Origin of the sequence: Mucilaginibacter agri (assembly GCF_009928685.1) — a bacterium.
Taxonomy (GTDB): Bacteria; Bacteroidota; Bacteroidia; order Sphingobacteriales; family Sphingobacteriaceae; genus Mucilaginibacter; species Mucilaginibacter agri.
Genome location: NZ_WWEO01000025.1, coordinates 1 through 16,658, shown reverse-complemented (window position 1 = coordinate 16,658; position 16,658 = coordinate 1). Strand labels below are relative to the sequence as shown.

Below are 16,658 nucleotides of genomic sequence, written 5' to 3'. Positions count from 1 at the left end.
GTTGAATCTGATGAACAGCTAAAAATGAACAAGCAAAAACGGTTATCTACCCCGGGTATGAGGAGCAAAGCGGGTAACTAACCACCATAATATATAATACGGAAGGCAGCAAGGGAAACCCGGCTGCCTTTTTTGTTGCTACCAACCTCAAATCCTAAACCTGATAGCAGCGGATACTACATTAAATTACGCCCTTTAAAGCGGTTATAGATATACCGATATTTTATTTCTACAATACAATCTCTAAATTTATATTAAGCAAATGCTATTGTACTTTCCTATGGTGTAACGGTAGCACATCAGATTCTGGCTCTGACGGTCGTGGTTCGAATCCATGTAGGAAAGCTTGGAAAGTAACAAAGGTCTGGAAGTATATACGTCCAGACCTTTGTTGTTTAACAGAGGCCAAAACCTCATCTTTTGCAATATACCATCAATGATGCCTTAGCTAAAACTTGTTTACCCAAAAGGAATCCGGTTAATGCCGCAGTAGACGAGGAGGTTGTGCCCAGTTTAGCAGTTTTTAAAGCATAAACAGTTATTAAATAATGATGTGCAGCCTCTCCCTCGCCCGGGCAGGGACCCTGATAGCCCGGGTAGCCTGTGTCATTAATACTTTGCAAACTTCCCACTGGAGCTATATTACTTTTGATGTCGCCCGCGCCTTTCTTTAACTCGTGTACTGTTGTAGGGATATCAACAATAACCCAATGCCAAAACCCGCTTCCCGTCAGTGCATCGGGGTCGTACATGGTAATTGCAAAGCTTTGCGTTCCATCGGGCGCATCAACCCAGCTGAGTTGTGGTGATTGATTGGAGCCATTGCAACCAAAATTGCCCGCAACAAATTCGTTAGTGAACTGACCACCCAGGTCATTGCTTTTTAAAGTAAAGGTTTGACAGAATGCCGCTGCAGATACAAACAAACAGGTAATTAATACAAAAATTGTTTTCATGATGAAGGATATTTTATTTCCTTCAAAAATCGATCTTATAACTTGTGTGAACGTGTTGTAATCGGGGCAAATAGTATTGCAAAAAGATCAACCCCGCGGATTAATACGGTATGCAGCAGGCGTTAAACCAAACTTTCTCTTAAAAGCAGTATTAAAGTTAGAGAGATTTTCGTACCCATAATTATCATATAATTCGCTCGCTTGCCTGCCCTTGGCTAATTCGGCGCAAGCGGCTTCCAGTTTCCGTTCACGAATATATTTTTGTGGCGAAATACCGTATGCCTTCTCGAAATCGCGTTTAAATGTGGATACGCTGCGATTGGTTAAAAATGCGAGTTCGTCGAGCGTGAGTTTGTTGAACAGGTTTCCCTCCACAATACTTTTAAGTGAAAGCTGATCGTTGCCGTTCTTGTTAAACATGTTGATCAATTGCGCGGGGAACAGTTCGTAAATAACCAATAACAGTTCTTCTAACTTATGTAAAGCCACCTGATATGATACCGCTTGCTGTGAATCTATTAATTTGCGCATGCCATTTACGTACTCATTTAAATAAGTGGTGCTCGCAAATGTTATGAAAGGCGCGAGATCGGTTTCGTTACCCGGCGGACGATTTATTCGCTGCCTTGCTAAAAAATCGGTAACCAGGTTGGCGGGAAAGAACACAATAAAACTGCTGTATTTATTATCGTTTAAACTATGCTCGGCAATTAACGAGTTACCCTCCGGAATTAACATAGCGTGCCCTGTGTAAACTATTGTACGTTCTGTGGGCAAATAAATTTCTTTCTGTCCGTTGAGTACAAAGCTTATCGCATATCGACCAAATACCACACGATTTTTAAACAGGCTTCCCGTTTCGGTATAATGCACAAAAGATATCTCTCCGGCGTTAATTTGAGGCTGATGCTTTATGGCTGATGGAACGGAGATATGCTGCATTGTTGTACTTTATACAAATGCTAAAATATCGAATAAAGCATCATTTAACATCAACTTAACGGAGAATTATTGGATGCTTTTGGCGTTAATACTATATTGCATTCGAAGCCGCATTAGGCACATCATTTAGCTATCTATAAATGCAAAAACCATTGTTTTTGCCTAGTTTTATAAAACCCGGTTAATTAGATCTATCTATCGTAATGTTAAAGTCAAAAAGAAACACTTTAAGGTTGGCTTTCTGATAATTGATTTAACTTAAATTATTGTTTATCAGTTTATTAATATGATTGGTTTACGCTACTTTTGAAAGTAAACCGTCATAATACCTAAACTATCGATAGGAGCATAAACAAGTAATCTCTTAACCTGTTATAATTGTACTACAAAGGCTAATCGATTGCGCTCCAGAGCGGTTTTGAGGTCATTTAGCTTAAATAACTACACTAATAATTAAATTTTAAATAGTTTTTAAAATTCACCTGTAACTATGAATAAACAGCCTTTTACTGAGATCGACGAACTTAGCGTAAACACCATCCGTGTTTTGTCGATAGACATGGTTCAAGCAGCCAACTCTGGTCACCCTGGTTTACCTTTGGGTGCAGCGCCTATGGCGTATGTATTATGGAGCCGCTTTTTGCGCTTTAATCCAAACGACCCCAAATGGCCAAACAGAGACAGGTTTGTGTTATCTGCAGGACATGGATCGGCATTGATATATAGCCTGTTAAATTTATATGGCTACGATTTGCCGATGGAAGAGCTGAAAAAATTCAGACAGTTAGGCTCAAAAACACCAGGGCACCCAGAGTCTACACATACCCCGGGCGTAGAGGTTACCACAGGTCCGTTAGGGCAAGGCTTTGGTAACGGTGTGGGTATGGCTATGGCCCATGAATTTTTAGCTTCAAAATATAATCGCGATGGTCATAAACTAATTGATCATTATGTATACAGTATTGTAAGTGACGGCGACCTTATGGAAGGCGTTGCTGCCGAAGCTGCCTCATTAGCAGGCCACCTAAAATTGGGCCGTTTAATCTATCTATATGACGATAACTCGATTTCGTTAGATGGCTCTACAGAGTTTGCTTTTACCGAAGATCGGGAAGAGCGATTCAGGGCGTATGGCTGGCATGTGCAGGTGGTTGCAGATGGAACAGATCTGGCAGCTATTGAGCAGGCTATTTTAGAAGCACAATCCGTTACCGATAAACCGAGCATAATTGCTGTAAAAACTATTATAGGCTACGGTAGTCCGCTGCAGGGTACTAATAAGGTACATGGCGCGGCAATGGGCGAAGATAATTTGAAAAAAACAAAAGAGTTTTTAGGCTTTGATCCGGAGAAAAAATTCTATGTTCCGGCGGAGGTTAAAGACCACCTATTAGAGGCCGGTAAAAAGGGTGCCGAATTACAAGCGGCCTGGAAAGAAAACTTTGATGTTTACGCGAAGTCTTTCGCTAAAGAGGCTAAAGAATTTACCATCAGCGAAGACGGTAAATTACCAGAAGGCTGGGATGCTAACCTGCCAACTTTTAATGTGGGCGATCAGTTAGCCACCCGCCAGGCTTCGGGCAAAGCGTTGGAAGCTTTGCGTGCGAGTGTTCCATGGTTAATTGGTGGAGCTGCCGACTTAGCCAGCTCTAACGAAACCCCGGGCAAACCCGAGGATAGTTTTCAACCAGGCAAGTTCTACAACCGTAATATATGGTTCGGTGTACGCGAGCACGGTATGGGCGCAATACTAAATGGTATGGCATCATACGGCGGTACCCGCGTTTATGGTGCTACTTTCCTTACATTCTCAGATTACATGCGTGGTTCTATCCGCCTGGCTGCTTTAACTAAAGCGCCTGTTACTTATATATTCACCCACGATAGCGTGGCTTTAGGTGAGGACGGCCCGACCCACCAACCGGTTGAGCATGTATCTTCGTTACGGATGACTCCAAACTTAACAGTACTTCGCCCGGCTGACGCTTACGAAACTGTGGAGTCATGGAAAATTGCCATGAGCCGCTTAAAAGGCCCGGTTGCGTTGATCTTATCCCGTCAAAAATTGCCGGTTATCGATCAGCAGAAATATGCACCGGCCGCAGGTAACGTAGAAAAGGGTGGATATATACTGAGTGATTCTAAAGGAGCGCCAGATATTATCCTGATTGCGACTGGTTCTGAAGTTCACCTGATTTTAGAGGCACAGGAGAAATTAGCAGCCGACGGAATCAATGCACGTGTGGTTAGCTTACCATCGTTCGAGTTGTTTAACCAGCAGGATAAGGCCTACCAAGATTCGGTATTGCCACCAACGCAGCACAAACGCCTGGGTGTTGAAGCCGGTGTTACTTTGCCTTGGTACAAGTACATAACTGCCGAAGGCGACGTAATCGGTATCGACACGTTTGGCGAATCGGGCGAAGGCATGGCGGTGTTAGAACACTTTGGCTTCACTACCGAAAATGTTATTAAAAGAGCAAAAGCACTACGTAATAAATAAATAGCGATGACAATAGGTATTGCAGCAGACCACGCCGGTTTCGCGCAAAAGAATGAGCTCTTGAAAATGCTCACCGATGCCGGTTACGAGGTTAAAGATTTTGGCGCATACACTTATGATAGTGTCGACGATTATCCGGATGTAGTTCTTCCGCTGGCCGAGGCCGTATCCAGTGGCGAAATTACCAAAGGCATTGCCGTTTGCGGTAGTGGCGTAGGTGTTTCTGTGGCGGCCAATAAAGTTCCCGGTGTACGCGCGGCCCTGGTTATGGAAACCTACTCGGGCCATCAGGGTGTTGAGCACGACGATATGAACCTGCTTTGCCTTGGCGGCAGGGTAATAGGCGTAGTGCTGATGTGGGAAATTATCCAAGCCTACCTCAAAGCCAACTACGATGGTGGCGAGCGCTTTCAGCGCCGCCTGGATAAAGTAATAGCAATAGAAAATAAATACATAAAATCATGAAAAATCCGTTAGCACAGATCCCAGATTTTGGCCAGAGCATCTGGTTGGATTATATAAGAAGATCGTTTATTCAATCGGGCGAATTAAAAAAACTGATTGATGAAGACGACCTGAGAGGGGTAACCTCAAACCCGGCAATATTTGAAGAAGCCATTGCCCACAGCGATGACTACAACGATACCATTAACGAACTGGCCAAAACCGACCTGTCGACCGAGGATATCTTTTTAAAATTAGCCATTGAAGACGTACAAAGCGCTGCCGATTTGTTTAAAGGCGTGTATGAGAAGACTGATGCGCTTGATGGCTATGTGAGTTTAGAGGTTTCGCCAGGTTTAGCCAGAGATACCGAAGGTTCTATTGCCGAAGCACGCTCGTCATGGAAAACTTTAGATCGTAAAAACGTGATGATCAAAATTCCGGGCACCAAAGAAGGTTTGCCGGCAATTAAAGAACTCATCAGCGAAGGTATCAACATCAACGTAACCCTGCTGTTTAGCTTAGACCGCTACCGCCAGGTTGCCGAAGCTTATGTTGAAGGTTTGGAAGCCCGTTTAGCTAAAGGCGAGCCAATTGAACATGTGGCTTCTGTTGCCAGTTTCTTCCTGAGTCGTATCGATACCATGGTTGACCCGATGCTGGAAGAGGTGATTAAAACAGACCGCAACCGTGCTACACCTGCTAAACAACTTTTAGGTAAAGTGGCCATTGCAAGCGCACGTGTGGCTTACCATATCTATAAAGAAGTATTCGAGTCAGATCGCTTTAAGGCATTAGCTGCTAAAGGTGCAAAACCACAACGTTTGTTATGGGCAAGTACCAGCGTTAAAAATAAAGCGTACGATCCGTTGATGTATCTGGAAGCCTTAATTGGTCCTGAAACGGTGGATACTGTGCCTAAAGAAACTTTGGCACTTTACCGCGAAACCGGTCACCCGGCTTCACGCCTTGAATCTGAATTGGAAGAAGCACAATATCAGCTTTACCAATTGGAGGATGTTGTTGGATTTAAACTGGCCGACATCACCCAAAAGCTGGAAGAAGAAGGTATCGAGAAATTTATTAAACCATTTGGCAGCTTAATGGACGTGTTAGCCCAAAAACGCCAGGAAGCCGCTGTATAATGTTGAACCACGGCACTTCTATAAAAGCACTCTTCCTGGATATTGGAGGAGTGCTTTTAACCAATGGTTGGGATACCCAGGCCCGCCGCGATGCTGCAAAAAAATTCGGACTGGATTTCGAAGAGATGAACAGCCGCCACCGGGTGATATTTGATGCGTATGAGTCGGGTAAATCGAGCCTTGATGAATATCTTAACCTGCTTGTTTTTTACGAGAAACGAGATTTTGCCCGCGAGGACTTCAAAGAATTTATGACGAGCGTATCGCATCCGTATCCGGATATGATCAAACTGATTGGCGATATAAAGCATAAATATAAATTGCGTACAATTGCCGTAAATAACGAAGGCCGCGAATTAAATGAATATCGTGTACGCACGTTTCATTTAAAAGGCTTTATAGATGTGTTTTCATCATCGTGTACCGTAAGGATGCGTAAACCCGATAAAGAGTTTTTTCAGATTGCGTTAGATCTGGCGCAGGTTAAACCTGAAGAAACCCTTTATATCGACGATAGGCTGGTATTTATCCAAGCCGCCGCAACCCTGGGTATTAATGGATTGAATCACACGGATATTGCAAGCACACGCGAAAAATTGGCCGCGTTTGGCCTGCATGAAACTTTAACCGAACATAGAATACTTTAAAGCAATTAAAAATACAAATTATGGAAAATCATGATTTTGGCGTTGTAGGCCTTGGCGTAATGGGCAGAAACCTGCTCCTGAATATGGCAGATCATAAATTTGCTGTAGCAGGCCTTGACCTGGATGCCGAAAAAGCATCTTCGTTGGCAAAAGAAGCACAACCTGGCCAGGATGCAAAAGGAACAACATCGGCAGAAGAATTTGTTGGTATGTTGAGAAAACCAAGAGCTATTATGTTATTGGTACCTGCTGGTAAACCGGTTGACTCGGCTATTGCAAGCCTTGTTCCTTTGTTAGATAAAGGTGATATTATTATAGATGGAGGTAACTCTTACTTCCCGGATACAAACCGCCGCATTGCCGAACTGGAAGATAAAGGTATCCATTTCTTCGGTATGGGTATTTCTGGTGGCGAAAAAGGCGCACGTTTTGGCCCGAGCATGATGCCCGGTGGCGACAAGCAAGCTTACGAGCGTTTGCGCCCTGTTTTTGAAGCAATTGCTGCCAAAGTTGATGGCGAACCTTGTGTTACTTACTTGGGTAGCGGTTCGGCCGGTAACTATGTTAAAATGGTGCACAATGGTATCGAGTACGGTATCATGCAATTGATCTCCGAAGTTTACGACCTGCTGAAAAGAGGCTTTGGCGTTGCTGACGAGAAATTGCAGCAAATGTTTACCGAATGGAACGAAGGCGAACTGAAATCTTTCCTGGTAGAGATTACCGGTATTGTGTTAAACAAAACCGACGACGAAACCGGCAAACTTTTAGTAAATCTGATCTCTGACCAGGCTAAAGCTAAAGGTACCGGTAAATGGACTTCGCAAAACGCAATGGACCTGCAGGCGCCAATCCCAACAATTGATGCTGCGGTAAACATGCGCGATCTTTCTAAATATAAAGAAGAGCGTGTTGAAGCTTCAAAATCTTTAACCTATACACCAGTTGCTGGCGAAGAGGATATTTTAAGCGCTGTAAAAGATGCTTACTACTTTGCCATGATCAATATTTATGCACAAGGTTTAGCCCAATTACACATTGCTTCTAAAGAATACAATTACGGTTTAAATTTAGAAGAAGTGGCTAAAATCTGGCGCGGTGGCTGTATTATCCGTGCGGTTTGTTTAGAGGATTTCCGCAAAGCGTTTGCACGCAATGCTGATTTGCCGAACATTTTGCTGGATGCAGAGATTGGTAAATCATTAGTTGACACCCAGGAATCAGCACGTAAAATTGTTAAACTGGCGGTAGATAAAGGTATCCCGGTACCTGCGTTTATGACTGCTTTAGCTTATTTTGATGCTTACCGCAGCGAGAGAATGGCAACCAACCTGGTGCAAGCACAACGCGATTACTTTGGTGCCCACACTTACGAGCGTATCGATAAAACAGGTACTTTCCATACTAAATGGGACTAATTAACTGAATGCCGTCACGATAAATACATCATTATGAAATCTATTAAAAAAGCCGACAATACCGTTATCGTTATTTTTGGCGGTACCGGCGATTTGGCTAAAAGAAAATTAATCCCGGCATTTTATAACCTGTTTCTGGACGGTTGGATGCCCGAAAAATTTTCGATAATTGGCTTGGGCCGTACTGAATTAAATGACGACCAATACAGGGAAAGACTGTACGAAGGATTAGAAGATTTTTCGAGAAGCGGCAAACCCGACGACGAGAAATGGAAGGTTTTTAAAGAATCGATATCTTACTACATATCTAATATAGACGACCCGAAATCTTACGATGGCCTTGCCAAAAAAATGGATGGCATTGATAAGCAATGGGGCGAGCGCGGCAGCCGTTTGTTTTACATGTCGGTAGCGCCACGTTTTATTGAGGCTGTTTCGGTTAATATCAACAAATCGGGACTGGCGGCAGATGCAGCTAAAGACCGTATTATTATCGAAAAACCATTCGGCCATAATAAAGAAACGGCTATTGAGCTAAACAACCTGTTGGTGCGCACTTTTCAGGAAGAGCAGATCTACCGTATTGATCACTACCTGGGCAAAGAAACTGTTCAGAATATTTTGGCTTTCCGTTTTGCAAACGCCTTATTCGAGCCGCTTTGGAACCGTAACTATATTGACTATGTACAGGTAACGGTTGCCGAACAAGTGGGCGTTGAAGAACGCGGGGGCTATTACGAAAGCGCCGGTGCATTAAAGGATATGATCCAAAATCACCTGTTGCAAATACTATGCATGGTGGCCATGGAACCCCCTATCTCATTTAACGCCGAAGAGATCCGTAACCGTAAGGTAGATGTGCTGAGAGCCGTGCGTCGTATTAAGCCCGAAGAGGTGCATCATTATGCCGTTCGCGGTCAGTATGGCGAAGGTTGGTTACAGGGTAAAAAAGTTCCGGGTTATCGCCAGGAGCCGGATGTTGATCCCAAATCAAACACCGAAACTTTTGTAGCTATTAAATTTTATCTTGATAACTGGAGATGGCAGGGCGTACCTTTCTACTTGCGTACCGGTAAACGTATGCAAGATAAAACTTCGTCTATCACTATCCAGTTCCGCCCGGTGCCGCACACCACTTTCCAGGATTCTGCGGCCGACAATATGATGGCTAACCGCCTGACGATAAATATTCAGCCACAGATGGACATCCGCTTAAGGTTTACTACCAAAAAAGCAGGTTTGGAAATGGAACTGAATCCGGCAGAAATGATCTTCGATTACGATAACTGCTCTACCCAAACTCCTGAAGCATACGAAACCCTGTTGCTTGATGCCATGCGCAAAGATGCAACCCTGTTTATGCGTGCCGACCAGGTTGAGGAAGCATGGGATGTAATTACCTCGATCCAGAATGCATGGGAATCTCGCGATTCGTTAGATTTTCCTAACTATCCTGCAGGTTCATGGGGCCCGGAAACAGCCGAAGCTTTAATTGCACGCACCGGGCATGTTTGGGCGGTAAATGCACATGCAAAAGATCAAAAGAAATAAGGCTATCTATTATGATTGAAATATTCAAAAATACAGAAGAGCAAAATATCGCAGCTGCCGAGCAGTTTGTACAATCGGCAAAAGAGGCTATTGCTGCAAAGGGTATTTTTAATGTGGCTTTAACAGGCGGTTCATCGCCCGAAAAATTTTATAAGCTACTTGCCGAAAGCCCTTACCGCGAACAGGTGGAATGGGAAAAGGTAGCAATTTACTGGGGCGATGAACGCTGGGTGCCTTTAGATGATGATAAAAGCAATGCTAAAATGGCCGAAAGGACATTATTAAGCCACGTACCTATCCCTAAAGAGCAGATCTATTTTATGTATAAAGATGGTGTAGAGCCAGAAACTTATGCATTAGATTATGAGCACCTGCTGAAAAAGAACCTTGGCCCTGAGGGTAGTTTCGACCTGATATTTTTAGGTATGGGCGATGATGGGCATACAGCCTCATTATTCCCTGGCGAAGCTGTATTAGGCGAAGAGATTCAATGGGTTGATGCTTATTTCCTGATTCCGCAGGATATGTACCGCATTACACTTACAGCGCCTTTGATCAACAAAGCCAAAAAGATCGTATTTGTACTGTATGGCGAAAAGAAAGCCCACGCGCTGCAACAGGTGCTGGAGGGCCCCGATCAACATACCAAATACCCTTCGCAGTTGATCAAACCAACAAACGGCGAAGTATTATGGTTTATTGATGAGGCCGCTGCGGCAAACCTTACTAATAAAGCTTAATACAAAACCACATAAATAAAAAAGGAGGCTTTGGCCTCCTTTTTTATTTATCTAAACTCGCAGTATCGGAGAAGTGTGCAGATGTCGGAGCATTAGGCTTCCAGGTCCCATTTCCAATTCAGGATCTCATCCATATCCTTACCATTTTCGTTTATGTAATGCCTGTGCTGAGTAAGCTTATCAGTAAGCAGTTGCTTTAAATAAACGCCTCTGCTGCCGGTTTGTGGCAGGCGGTCAATGGCATCCATCACCAAATGGAAACGGTCCATTTCGTTAAGTACGGTCATGTCGAAAGAAGTAGTAATAGTACCCTCTTCTTTGTAACCACGCACATGGATATTATTGTTATTGACGCGGTTATAAGTTAAACGGTGCACCAGCCACGGATAGCCATGAAAAGCAAACACCACAGGTTTATCTTTAGTAAACAGGGCATCGTAATCCCGGTCGCTCATGCCATGGGTGTGCTCGCTTGATTTTTGGAGTTTGAAGAGATCTACCACGTTTACGACCCGTATTTTTAGTTCGGGTAAGTGCTCGCGCATTATAGATACCGCGGCTAAAGTTTCTAAGGTTGGTACATCGCCGGCACATGCCATAATCAAGTCGGGCTCGCAATCCTGGTCGTTGCTGGCAAAGCTCCAGATACCGATTCCCCGGGTGCAGTGCTCAATAGCCTGTTCAATGGTAAGCCATTGCGGGGCAGGGTGTTTGGCGGCAATAATTACATTTACGTAGTGTCGGCTTCGCAGGCAGTGGTCTATTATAGAAAGCAAACAGTTGGCATCGGGTGCTAAATATACACGAACGATGTTGGCCTTCTTATTCACCACATGATCCATAAAGCCCGGGTCTTGGTGGGTAAAGCCGTTATGATCTTGCCGCCACACGGTTGAAGTTAGCAGAATATTTAACGATGCAATCTTAGCCCGCCAAGGCAACTCTAACGTAGCCTTTAACCATTTGGCGTGCTGGTTAAACATCGAATCTACAATATGGATAAAGGCTTCATAACAATTAAACAAACCATGCCTGCCCGTTAACAGGTAACCTTCCAGCCATCCTTCGCATTGATGCTCGCTCAGCATTTCCATTACCATGCCATTGGGCTGCAAAAACTCGTCGGCATCAACCGTATCTGCCTCCCATTGGCGATTGGTGGTTTCGAAGATGGCTTCTAGCCTATTCGAAACAGTTTCGTCCGGTCCGAATATTCTGAAATTGCGCTTGTCTTCGTTATGCTTAATCACATCACGCAAAAATTTACCCATTACATGCGTATCGCCCTCACCTGGTGAACCAGGAGCGTTAACATGCTCAGCATAATCCCTGAAATCTGGTAAACGCAAATCGCGCAATAAAAAGCCACCGTTAGCATTGGGGTTGGCCCCCATTCGTTTTTCGCCTTCAGGGGCAAGTGCCGCAAGTTCTGGCATTAGTTTGCCTTTTTCATCAAACAATTCTTCGGGCTTATAACTTTTAAGCCAGGTTTCCAGCAAGTGTAAATTTTCGGGCGGGGTACTGCCAGACACCGCCAAGGGTACCTGGTGCGAGCGGAAGTTGCCTTCTATTTTATGCCCGTCAATTTCTTTAGGGCCGGTCCACCCTTTTGGCGATCTCAGCACAATCATTGGCCAGCGAGGTCGTTCGGCATTGCCGTCTTTAGCGGCTTGTTTAATTTGTTTAATCTGCTCAATAGCTTCGTCTAAAACGGCGGCCATGGTCTGATGCATAGTTTCGGGTTCTTCGCCTTCCACAAAATAAGGAGTGTAGCCGTAACCCTTGAATAGCTGCTCCAACTCCTGATGCGAGATGCGGGCCAGCACCGTAGGGTTTGATATTTTATAACCATTAAGATGCAGTATTGGCAATACCGTACCGTCCGTAAACGGATTAATAAATTTATTAGAGTGCCAGGCCGTAGCCAGTGGGCCGGTTTCGGCCTCGCCGTCGCCCACCACGCATGCAACAATCAGGTTGGGATTATCCAGTACAGCACCAAATGAATGGCTTAAGGAGTAACCCAACTCGCCGCCTTCGTGAATAGAGCCCGGGGTTTGGGGCGACGCATGGCTTGAAATGCCACCGGGGTAAGAGAATTGCTTGAAAAGTTTTTTCAAGCCTTCTTCGTCCTGGCTTACGCTGGGATAAACATCGCTGTAAGTGCCCTCCAGATAGGTGCCCGCAACAACCGCCGGTCCGCCATGGCCGGGGCCAGAGATATAGATCATATCCAGATCATACTTTTTAATCACCCTGTTAAGATGGGTATAAATAAAGTTCTGCCCAGGTGTTGTCCCCCAGTGACCTAAAAGCATGTTTTTAATATGCTCCAGTTTTAAAGGCTCGCGCAAAAGCGGGTTATCCCTTAAATACAGCTGGCCGACTGAAAGGTAGTTAGCTGCGCGCCAGTAGGCGTTGATCTTTTGAATTTCTTCTGAGGTTAAAGTTTCGGCAGTTGTTTCAATTGAATCTGTTTTCATACATAAGATTGTTTGGTAACGTGATGTAGAAATGGCCTGATTTGCACCTGCTTAGCGGCACTTATAATAAAGTAAGTAATTTAATTAGTTAAAGTTTTACGATAAACACCAACTGGGCACGATTTAACATAAAGTTAATCTGTTGCGAATTAAGCCCCGTAGAGGCACACACAAATTTATTTAACACGCCCGGTACAAAATCTACCCAGCATGATTCACTTTCCAATCTGCAACAGCATTACCGCCGCTAGATAGATATCGATAATCGCATTGCCTTTACTTTGTATCACTGATCGGAGTAATCTCTTAACGGAAAGAATATGAAACTTCAAAAGCACAGTAAGCAAGTTCTTATCGCCGCATCTGTGGCATTTTTAGGTATCGCTGCACTATCCTTCAATAGTGAACGTAAAAGCAAAGCAAAAGCTATCAAGACTGAAGTTGCCGGCAAGTTTGCAGACCCGCTTCCGTCATGGAATGAAGGGCCGTTGAAAGAAGCTATTATCGACTATGTAAAGCGGGTAACCAATAGCTCGGGCAAAGATTTTATACCGGTAGAAGACCGTATTGCCACGTTTGATAACGATGGCACCCTATGGTCTGAGCAACCCACTATAGAATTGGAGTATGCTAAAGTAGCCTTTAAAAAAATGATTCAGAACAACCCAGAACTTGCAACGCAACAACCCTATAAAGCCATATTAACAAAGGATAAAGCCTACCTGGCCAAAGCCGATGAAACTGTTTTAATGGCGGCAATAGTTCGGTCGTTATCAGGTACATCGCAGGCAGAGTTCGACCGCTCGGTTAAAGCATTTTTTGACACTGCGCATTACGTGATACAGAAAACTAAGTATCCTGTTCAGGATGCTACCTATCAACCGCAATTGGAGTTGCTAAAATATTTGCGCGCCAATGGCTTTAAAACTTACATCTGCACTGGGGGTACTATTGAGTTTGTAAGGGGTATTTCTGAAAGATATTATGGCATACCAAGTGAGCAAGTTATTGGAACTAAGCTGCAATATCGCTTTGATGAGAAAACACGCAGCATTATGCGCGAAGGCAAAATAAATTCGATATGTGATAAGGCTGGCAAACCAGTTAATATCCAGTGGCACATTGGCAAGAAGCCGGTTTTTGCCTGCGGTAACGAACGCAGCGGCGGCGATATCCAGATGCTTAAATTTTCGCAGAGCAGCCCTTATACAAGTTTCCAACTGTTGGTTAACCATGACGATGCCGTGCGCGAAGCTGCTTACAAAGAAAAAGATAATGCATCACTAAATGCCGCAGCAGCTAACAAATGGCATGTAATAAGCATGAAAAGCGACTGGAAAAAAATATTCCCCGTTAAATAATGTTTAGAGCTGTGTATTAAACGCAGGGGAGAGCATCAGATCGAACGAGAATATGGAGCCTTTGCCTAATTCGCTTTCGAGGGTGATAGTACTGCCGTGTTGTTTCATAATCTCCATGGCTATGCTTAGACCGAGACCTGTACCCGGAATGCGGTTGTCGCGCAGATCCGTTAAGCGATGAAATTTTTCGAAAAGCTCAACCTGATCTGCCTTGGCTATACCCAGGCCGAAATCCTGCACGGCTATAGTGGCTAAGTTTTCTTCAGCGTTTTTATAGCAAGTAACCACCACTTTATCGGCATCTGGCGAGTATTTGATGGCGTTGGTAATAAGGTTGGTTAAAACCTGGCTAATGCGAAACTCATCGGCGTACACGGTTAAAGGGAAATCTCCTTTTACTTCAATCTGATGGCTGCCGCTATCCATATCTAACAGTTCGTCAATGGTTTGCTCCAGCAGTGCCGAGAAGTTAAAACTGGCTGGGTAGATCACCATTTTGCCATTGTTAATACGCGAAACATCCAGGAGATTTTCAACAAGTTTCAAAAGCTTCTCACTCTGTTTCAATATCCTGTTGGCATATAGGCTTAAATTTGGATTCTGATCGATATTGCGTTCGGCTTCTTTTCTGATAATCTGCGAATACGACTTAATTATCGTTATCGGTGTCTTAATTTCGTGGCTGGCTATGCTGATAAAATCATCTTTATGGCGCAACAGTTCGATGTTAGCCCTGCGGCTGCGTTCTTCGTTTCTAAAGCGCTCGCTGATATCGAGCATGGAGCCCATTATTTTAATAGGTTGGCCAAATTCATCTCTTACCAATACCGATCTGATCAATACATAAGCTTCGGTATCGTCGCCTTTTTTAAAAATATACTCGCCGTCGAAAAATAGTGAGAGCATAGATTTCTTTACACTTTCGCAAGATTCATTTACAAATCGCAGGCACCAAAAATCAAGATCATACTGCGATGTATTTGGCGGTGGATAGCCAAACAGTAAACAAAACCCGGTGTTCCACCACATTCTGTTGTGGTTAATATCCCATTCCCACATGCCTTCCTGCGTGGTTTTAGAAAGCCAGTGGCTGCGTTCGCGTTCTTGCAAGCTCCTCAGGCGCTCTTCTATTTTATCCATCACGCCCGAGGCCAATATTTTCAGTACTGAAATCTGTTCGGGTGTAAGTTCACGTTCTTTATGGTCGAGCAGGCTTAAACAACCAATGGCATGCCCGTCCGAGGTACAAATAGCGGTTCCTGCATAATAGGTGTAGGTGGTGTTGGCTGCAGGTGTAAAACCGGCTTCGCCGTTGTACGATATATGAATGTCATTCTTCGCTTGGATGGTTGCCGCGAATGGCAGCGCGTAAACAGCATTGTTTTCGGTGCTGCCAATGCCTATACTGGCCTTGGGGTGTATGGTATTCTCTCCCACAAAAGCAATAATAGCCGCTGGTATCCTGAAAATAAGCGTGGCCATTTGCACGTAATGATCAAATGCCTCTTCCGGTTGGGTGCCTGCAATGCGGTATCTCGTTAAGGCACGCAATCTGGCCTGTTCGGCCACTGATTTTGGTTCTGATGATGAGAGCTGTTCTTGATTCATAATAATGAGATACTCTGGGATAATGCATCAGTATATCATATTCGGTTAAAGATAGAGCGATACCTCGCCAAACGTATTATGACTGCGGCTAAGGCAGGTTTCAATTTTAAATTTGATACAGCAATTGCGGAAAACAAGCATATTAATAATTAAAATGAAAGGTGCAAGAGAAATAATAAACAGTAAAAGAGTGGTGCAAAGAATGGTTTAATTTTTTTTGTTTTAAGAAAATAAACATTTGGCACTTTCAGTTTATCGGCTGTTTTGTTGTATAAATTAAATATCTATTGTTTCAGATTTTAATTTGAAACAAAAAATGACTTTTCTTAGAGATATTATCTCTAACTTGGTACTAGTTATCGCCCCCACGATGAGGCCACATATTTTTAACGCTCCCCTTTAAAAGTGTGAGGTAACAATGCCCCTGATTAAGTTATAACTATTGATGAATTGAAATCCCTTTATTCACAATAATGACTATTACTTATGGAATTAAAGTTTTTACCCTTCTTCTTCTTTTCAACCGGGTTGGCAGGAATTGGTGCATCAATCATCTTGATCTCCTCCAAAAAGTATCTGTTACAGAACGTCTACTTAAGCCTCTGTATTTTTAGTTTATCGTTGTGCTCCATATACAATTTCTGCTATATGGAAGGCCTGCTTGTGCATGTTCCGTTTTTATTTATTGTAGCTAAAGCCATAACCTATCTGGTAGCTCCTTGTGCATACTTATATATACGTAATGCGAATCAAGAGTCGAAATATGTTGATAACTTCAGGAGATAAATCGTTGATTGTGAGCGATTTAGCGACGAATATATTTGGTTAAAGCCTTGAAAATCAGTATCTTAAAGAAGATT

Annotated in this window: 12 protein-coding genes; 8 read left to right on the top strand and 4 right to left on the bottom strand. The window is 43.6% G+C overall.

Features of this window, described 5'->3' with window-relative positions:
• Window positions 1–413 precede the first annotated feature (413 nt).
• Both GSY63_RS00240 and GSY63_RS00235 read right to left on the bottom strand, forming a co-directional pair.
• Window positions 414–956 (bottom strand): YbhB/YbcL family Raf kinase inhibitor-like protein, encoded by a 543-nt coding sequence (locus GSY63_RS00240; protein WP_166583840.1) that lies wholly within the window; start codon window positions 954–956, stop codon window positions 414–416.
• Between the two features lie 87 nt (window positions 957–1,043).
• Window positions 1,044–1,898 carry a helix-turn-helix domain-containing protein gene (locus tag GSY63_RS00235; protein ID WP_166583839.1) on the bottom strand — a complete coding sequence of 285 codons (855 nt, stop codon included), beginning with the start codon at window positions 1,896–1,898 and terminating at the stop codon, window positions 1,044–1,046.
• Between the two features lie 490 nt (window positions 1,899–2,388).
• On the opposite strand from GSY63_RS00235, the gene tkt reads away from it, so the two are divergent.
• The 7 genes from tkt to pgl are packed head-to-tail and all read left to right on the top strand — an operon-like array spanning window position 2,389 to window position 10,346.
• Window positions 2,389–4,401, top strand: coding sequence for a transketolase (tkt, locus tag GSY63_RS00230; RefSeq protein ID WP_166583838.1), 2,013 nt, complete (start codon window positions 2,389–2,391; stop codon window positions 4,399–4,401).
• Window positions 4,402–4,407: 6 nt separating this feature from the next.
• Entirely contained in the window at window positions 4,408–4,866 is a 459-nt protein-coding gene (locus GSY63_RS00225) for an RpiB/LacA/LacB family sugar-phosphate isomerase (RefSeq protein ID WP_166583837.1), read from the top strand.
• Window positions 4,863–5,990 (top strand): transaldolase, encoded by a 1,128-nt coding sequence (gene tal, locus GSY63_RS00220; protein WP_166583836.1) that lies wholly within the window; start codon window positions 4,863–4,865, stop codon window positions 5,988–5,990. Before GSY63_RS00225 ends, tal begins: the two co-directional genes overlap by 4 nt.
• Complete coding sequence (locus GSY63_RS00215) at window positions 5,990–6,637, top strand: HAD family hydrolase (protein WP_166583835.1); 648 nt, start codon at window positions 5,990–5,992, stop codon at window positions 6,635–6,637. Before tal ends, GSY63_RS00215 begins: the two co-directional genes overlap by 1 nt.
• Before the next feature lie 20 nt (window positions 6,638–6,657).
• Window positions 6,658–8,055: an NADP-dependent phosphogluconate dehydrogenase gene (gene gndA / locus GSY63_RS00210; protein WP_166583834.1), complete on the top strand. Its 1,398-nt coding sequence runs from the start codon at window positions 6,658–6,660 to the stop codon at window positions 8,053–8,055.
• 33 nt (window positions 8,056–8,088) lie between these two features.
• Window positions 8,089–9,606 (top strand): glucose-6-phosphate dehydrogenase, encoded by a 1,518-nt coding sequence (zwf, locus tag GSY63_RS00205; RefSeq protein WP_166583833.1) that lies wholly within the window; start codon window positions 8,089–8,091, stop codon window positions 9,604–9,606.
• Window positions 9,607–9,617: 11 nt separating this feature from the next.
• Entirely contained in the window at window positions 9,618–10,346 is a 729-nt protein-coding gene (pgl, locus tag GSY63_RS00200) for a 6-phosphogluconolactonase (RefSeq protein ID WP_166583832.1), read from the top strand.
• A 92-nt stretch (window positions 10,347–10,438) separates the two neighbouring features.
• On the opposite strand, the gene GSY63_RS00195 is transcribed toward pgl, so the two are convergent.
• Complete coding sequence (locus GSY63_RS00195; RefSeq protein ID WP_166583831.1) at window positions 10,439–12,829, bottom strand: phosphoketolase family protein; 2,391 nt, start codon at window positions 12,827–12,829, stop codon at window positions 10,439–10,441.
• Between the two features lie 320 nt (window positions 12,830–13,149).
• Here GSY63_RS00195 and GSY63_RS00190 point away from each other — a divergent pair, with 320 nt between their 5' ends.
• On the top strand, window positions 13,150–14,190 hold the full coding sequence (locus GSY63_RS00190) for an HAD family hydrolase (RefSeq protein WP_166583830.1): 1,041 nt from the start codon (window positions 13,150–13,152) through the stop codon (window positions 14,188–14,190).
• A 3-nt stretch (window positions 14,191–14,193) separates the two neighbouring features.
• Here the strand turns inward: GSY63_RS00190 and GSY63_RS00185 are convergent, their stop codons facing one another.
• Window positions 14,194–15,798, bottom strand: a complete 1,605-nt coding sequence (locus tag GSY63_RS00185) for a PAS domain-containing sensor histidine kinase (RefSeq protein WP_166583829.1) — start codon at window positions 15,796–15,798, stop codon at window positions 14,194–14,196.
• Window positions 15,799–16,658: the final 860 nt, after the last annotated feature.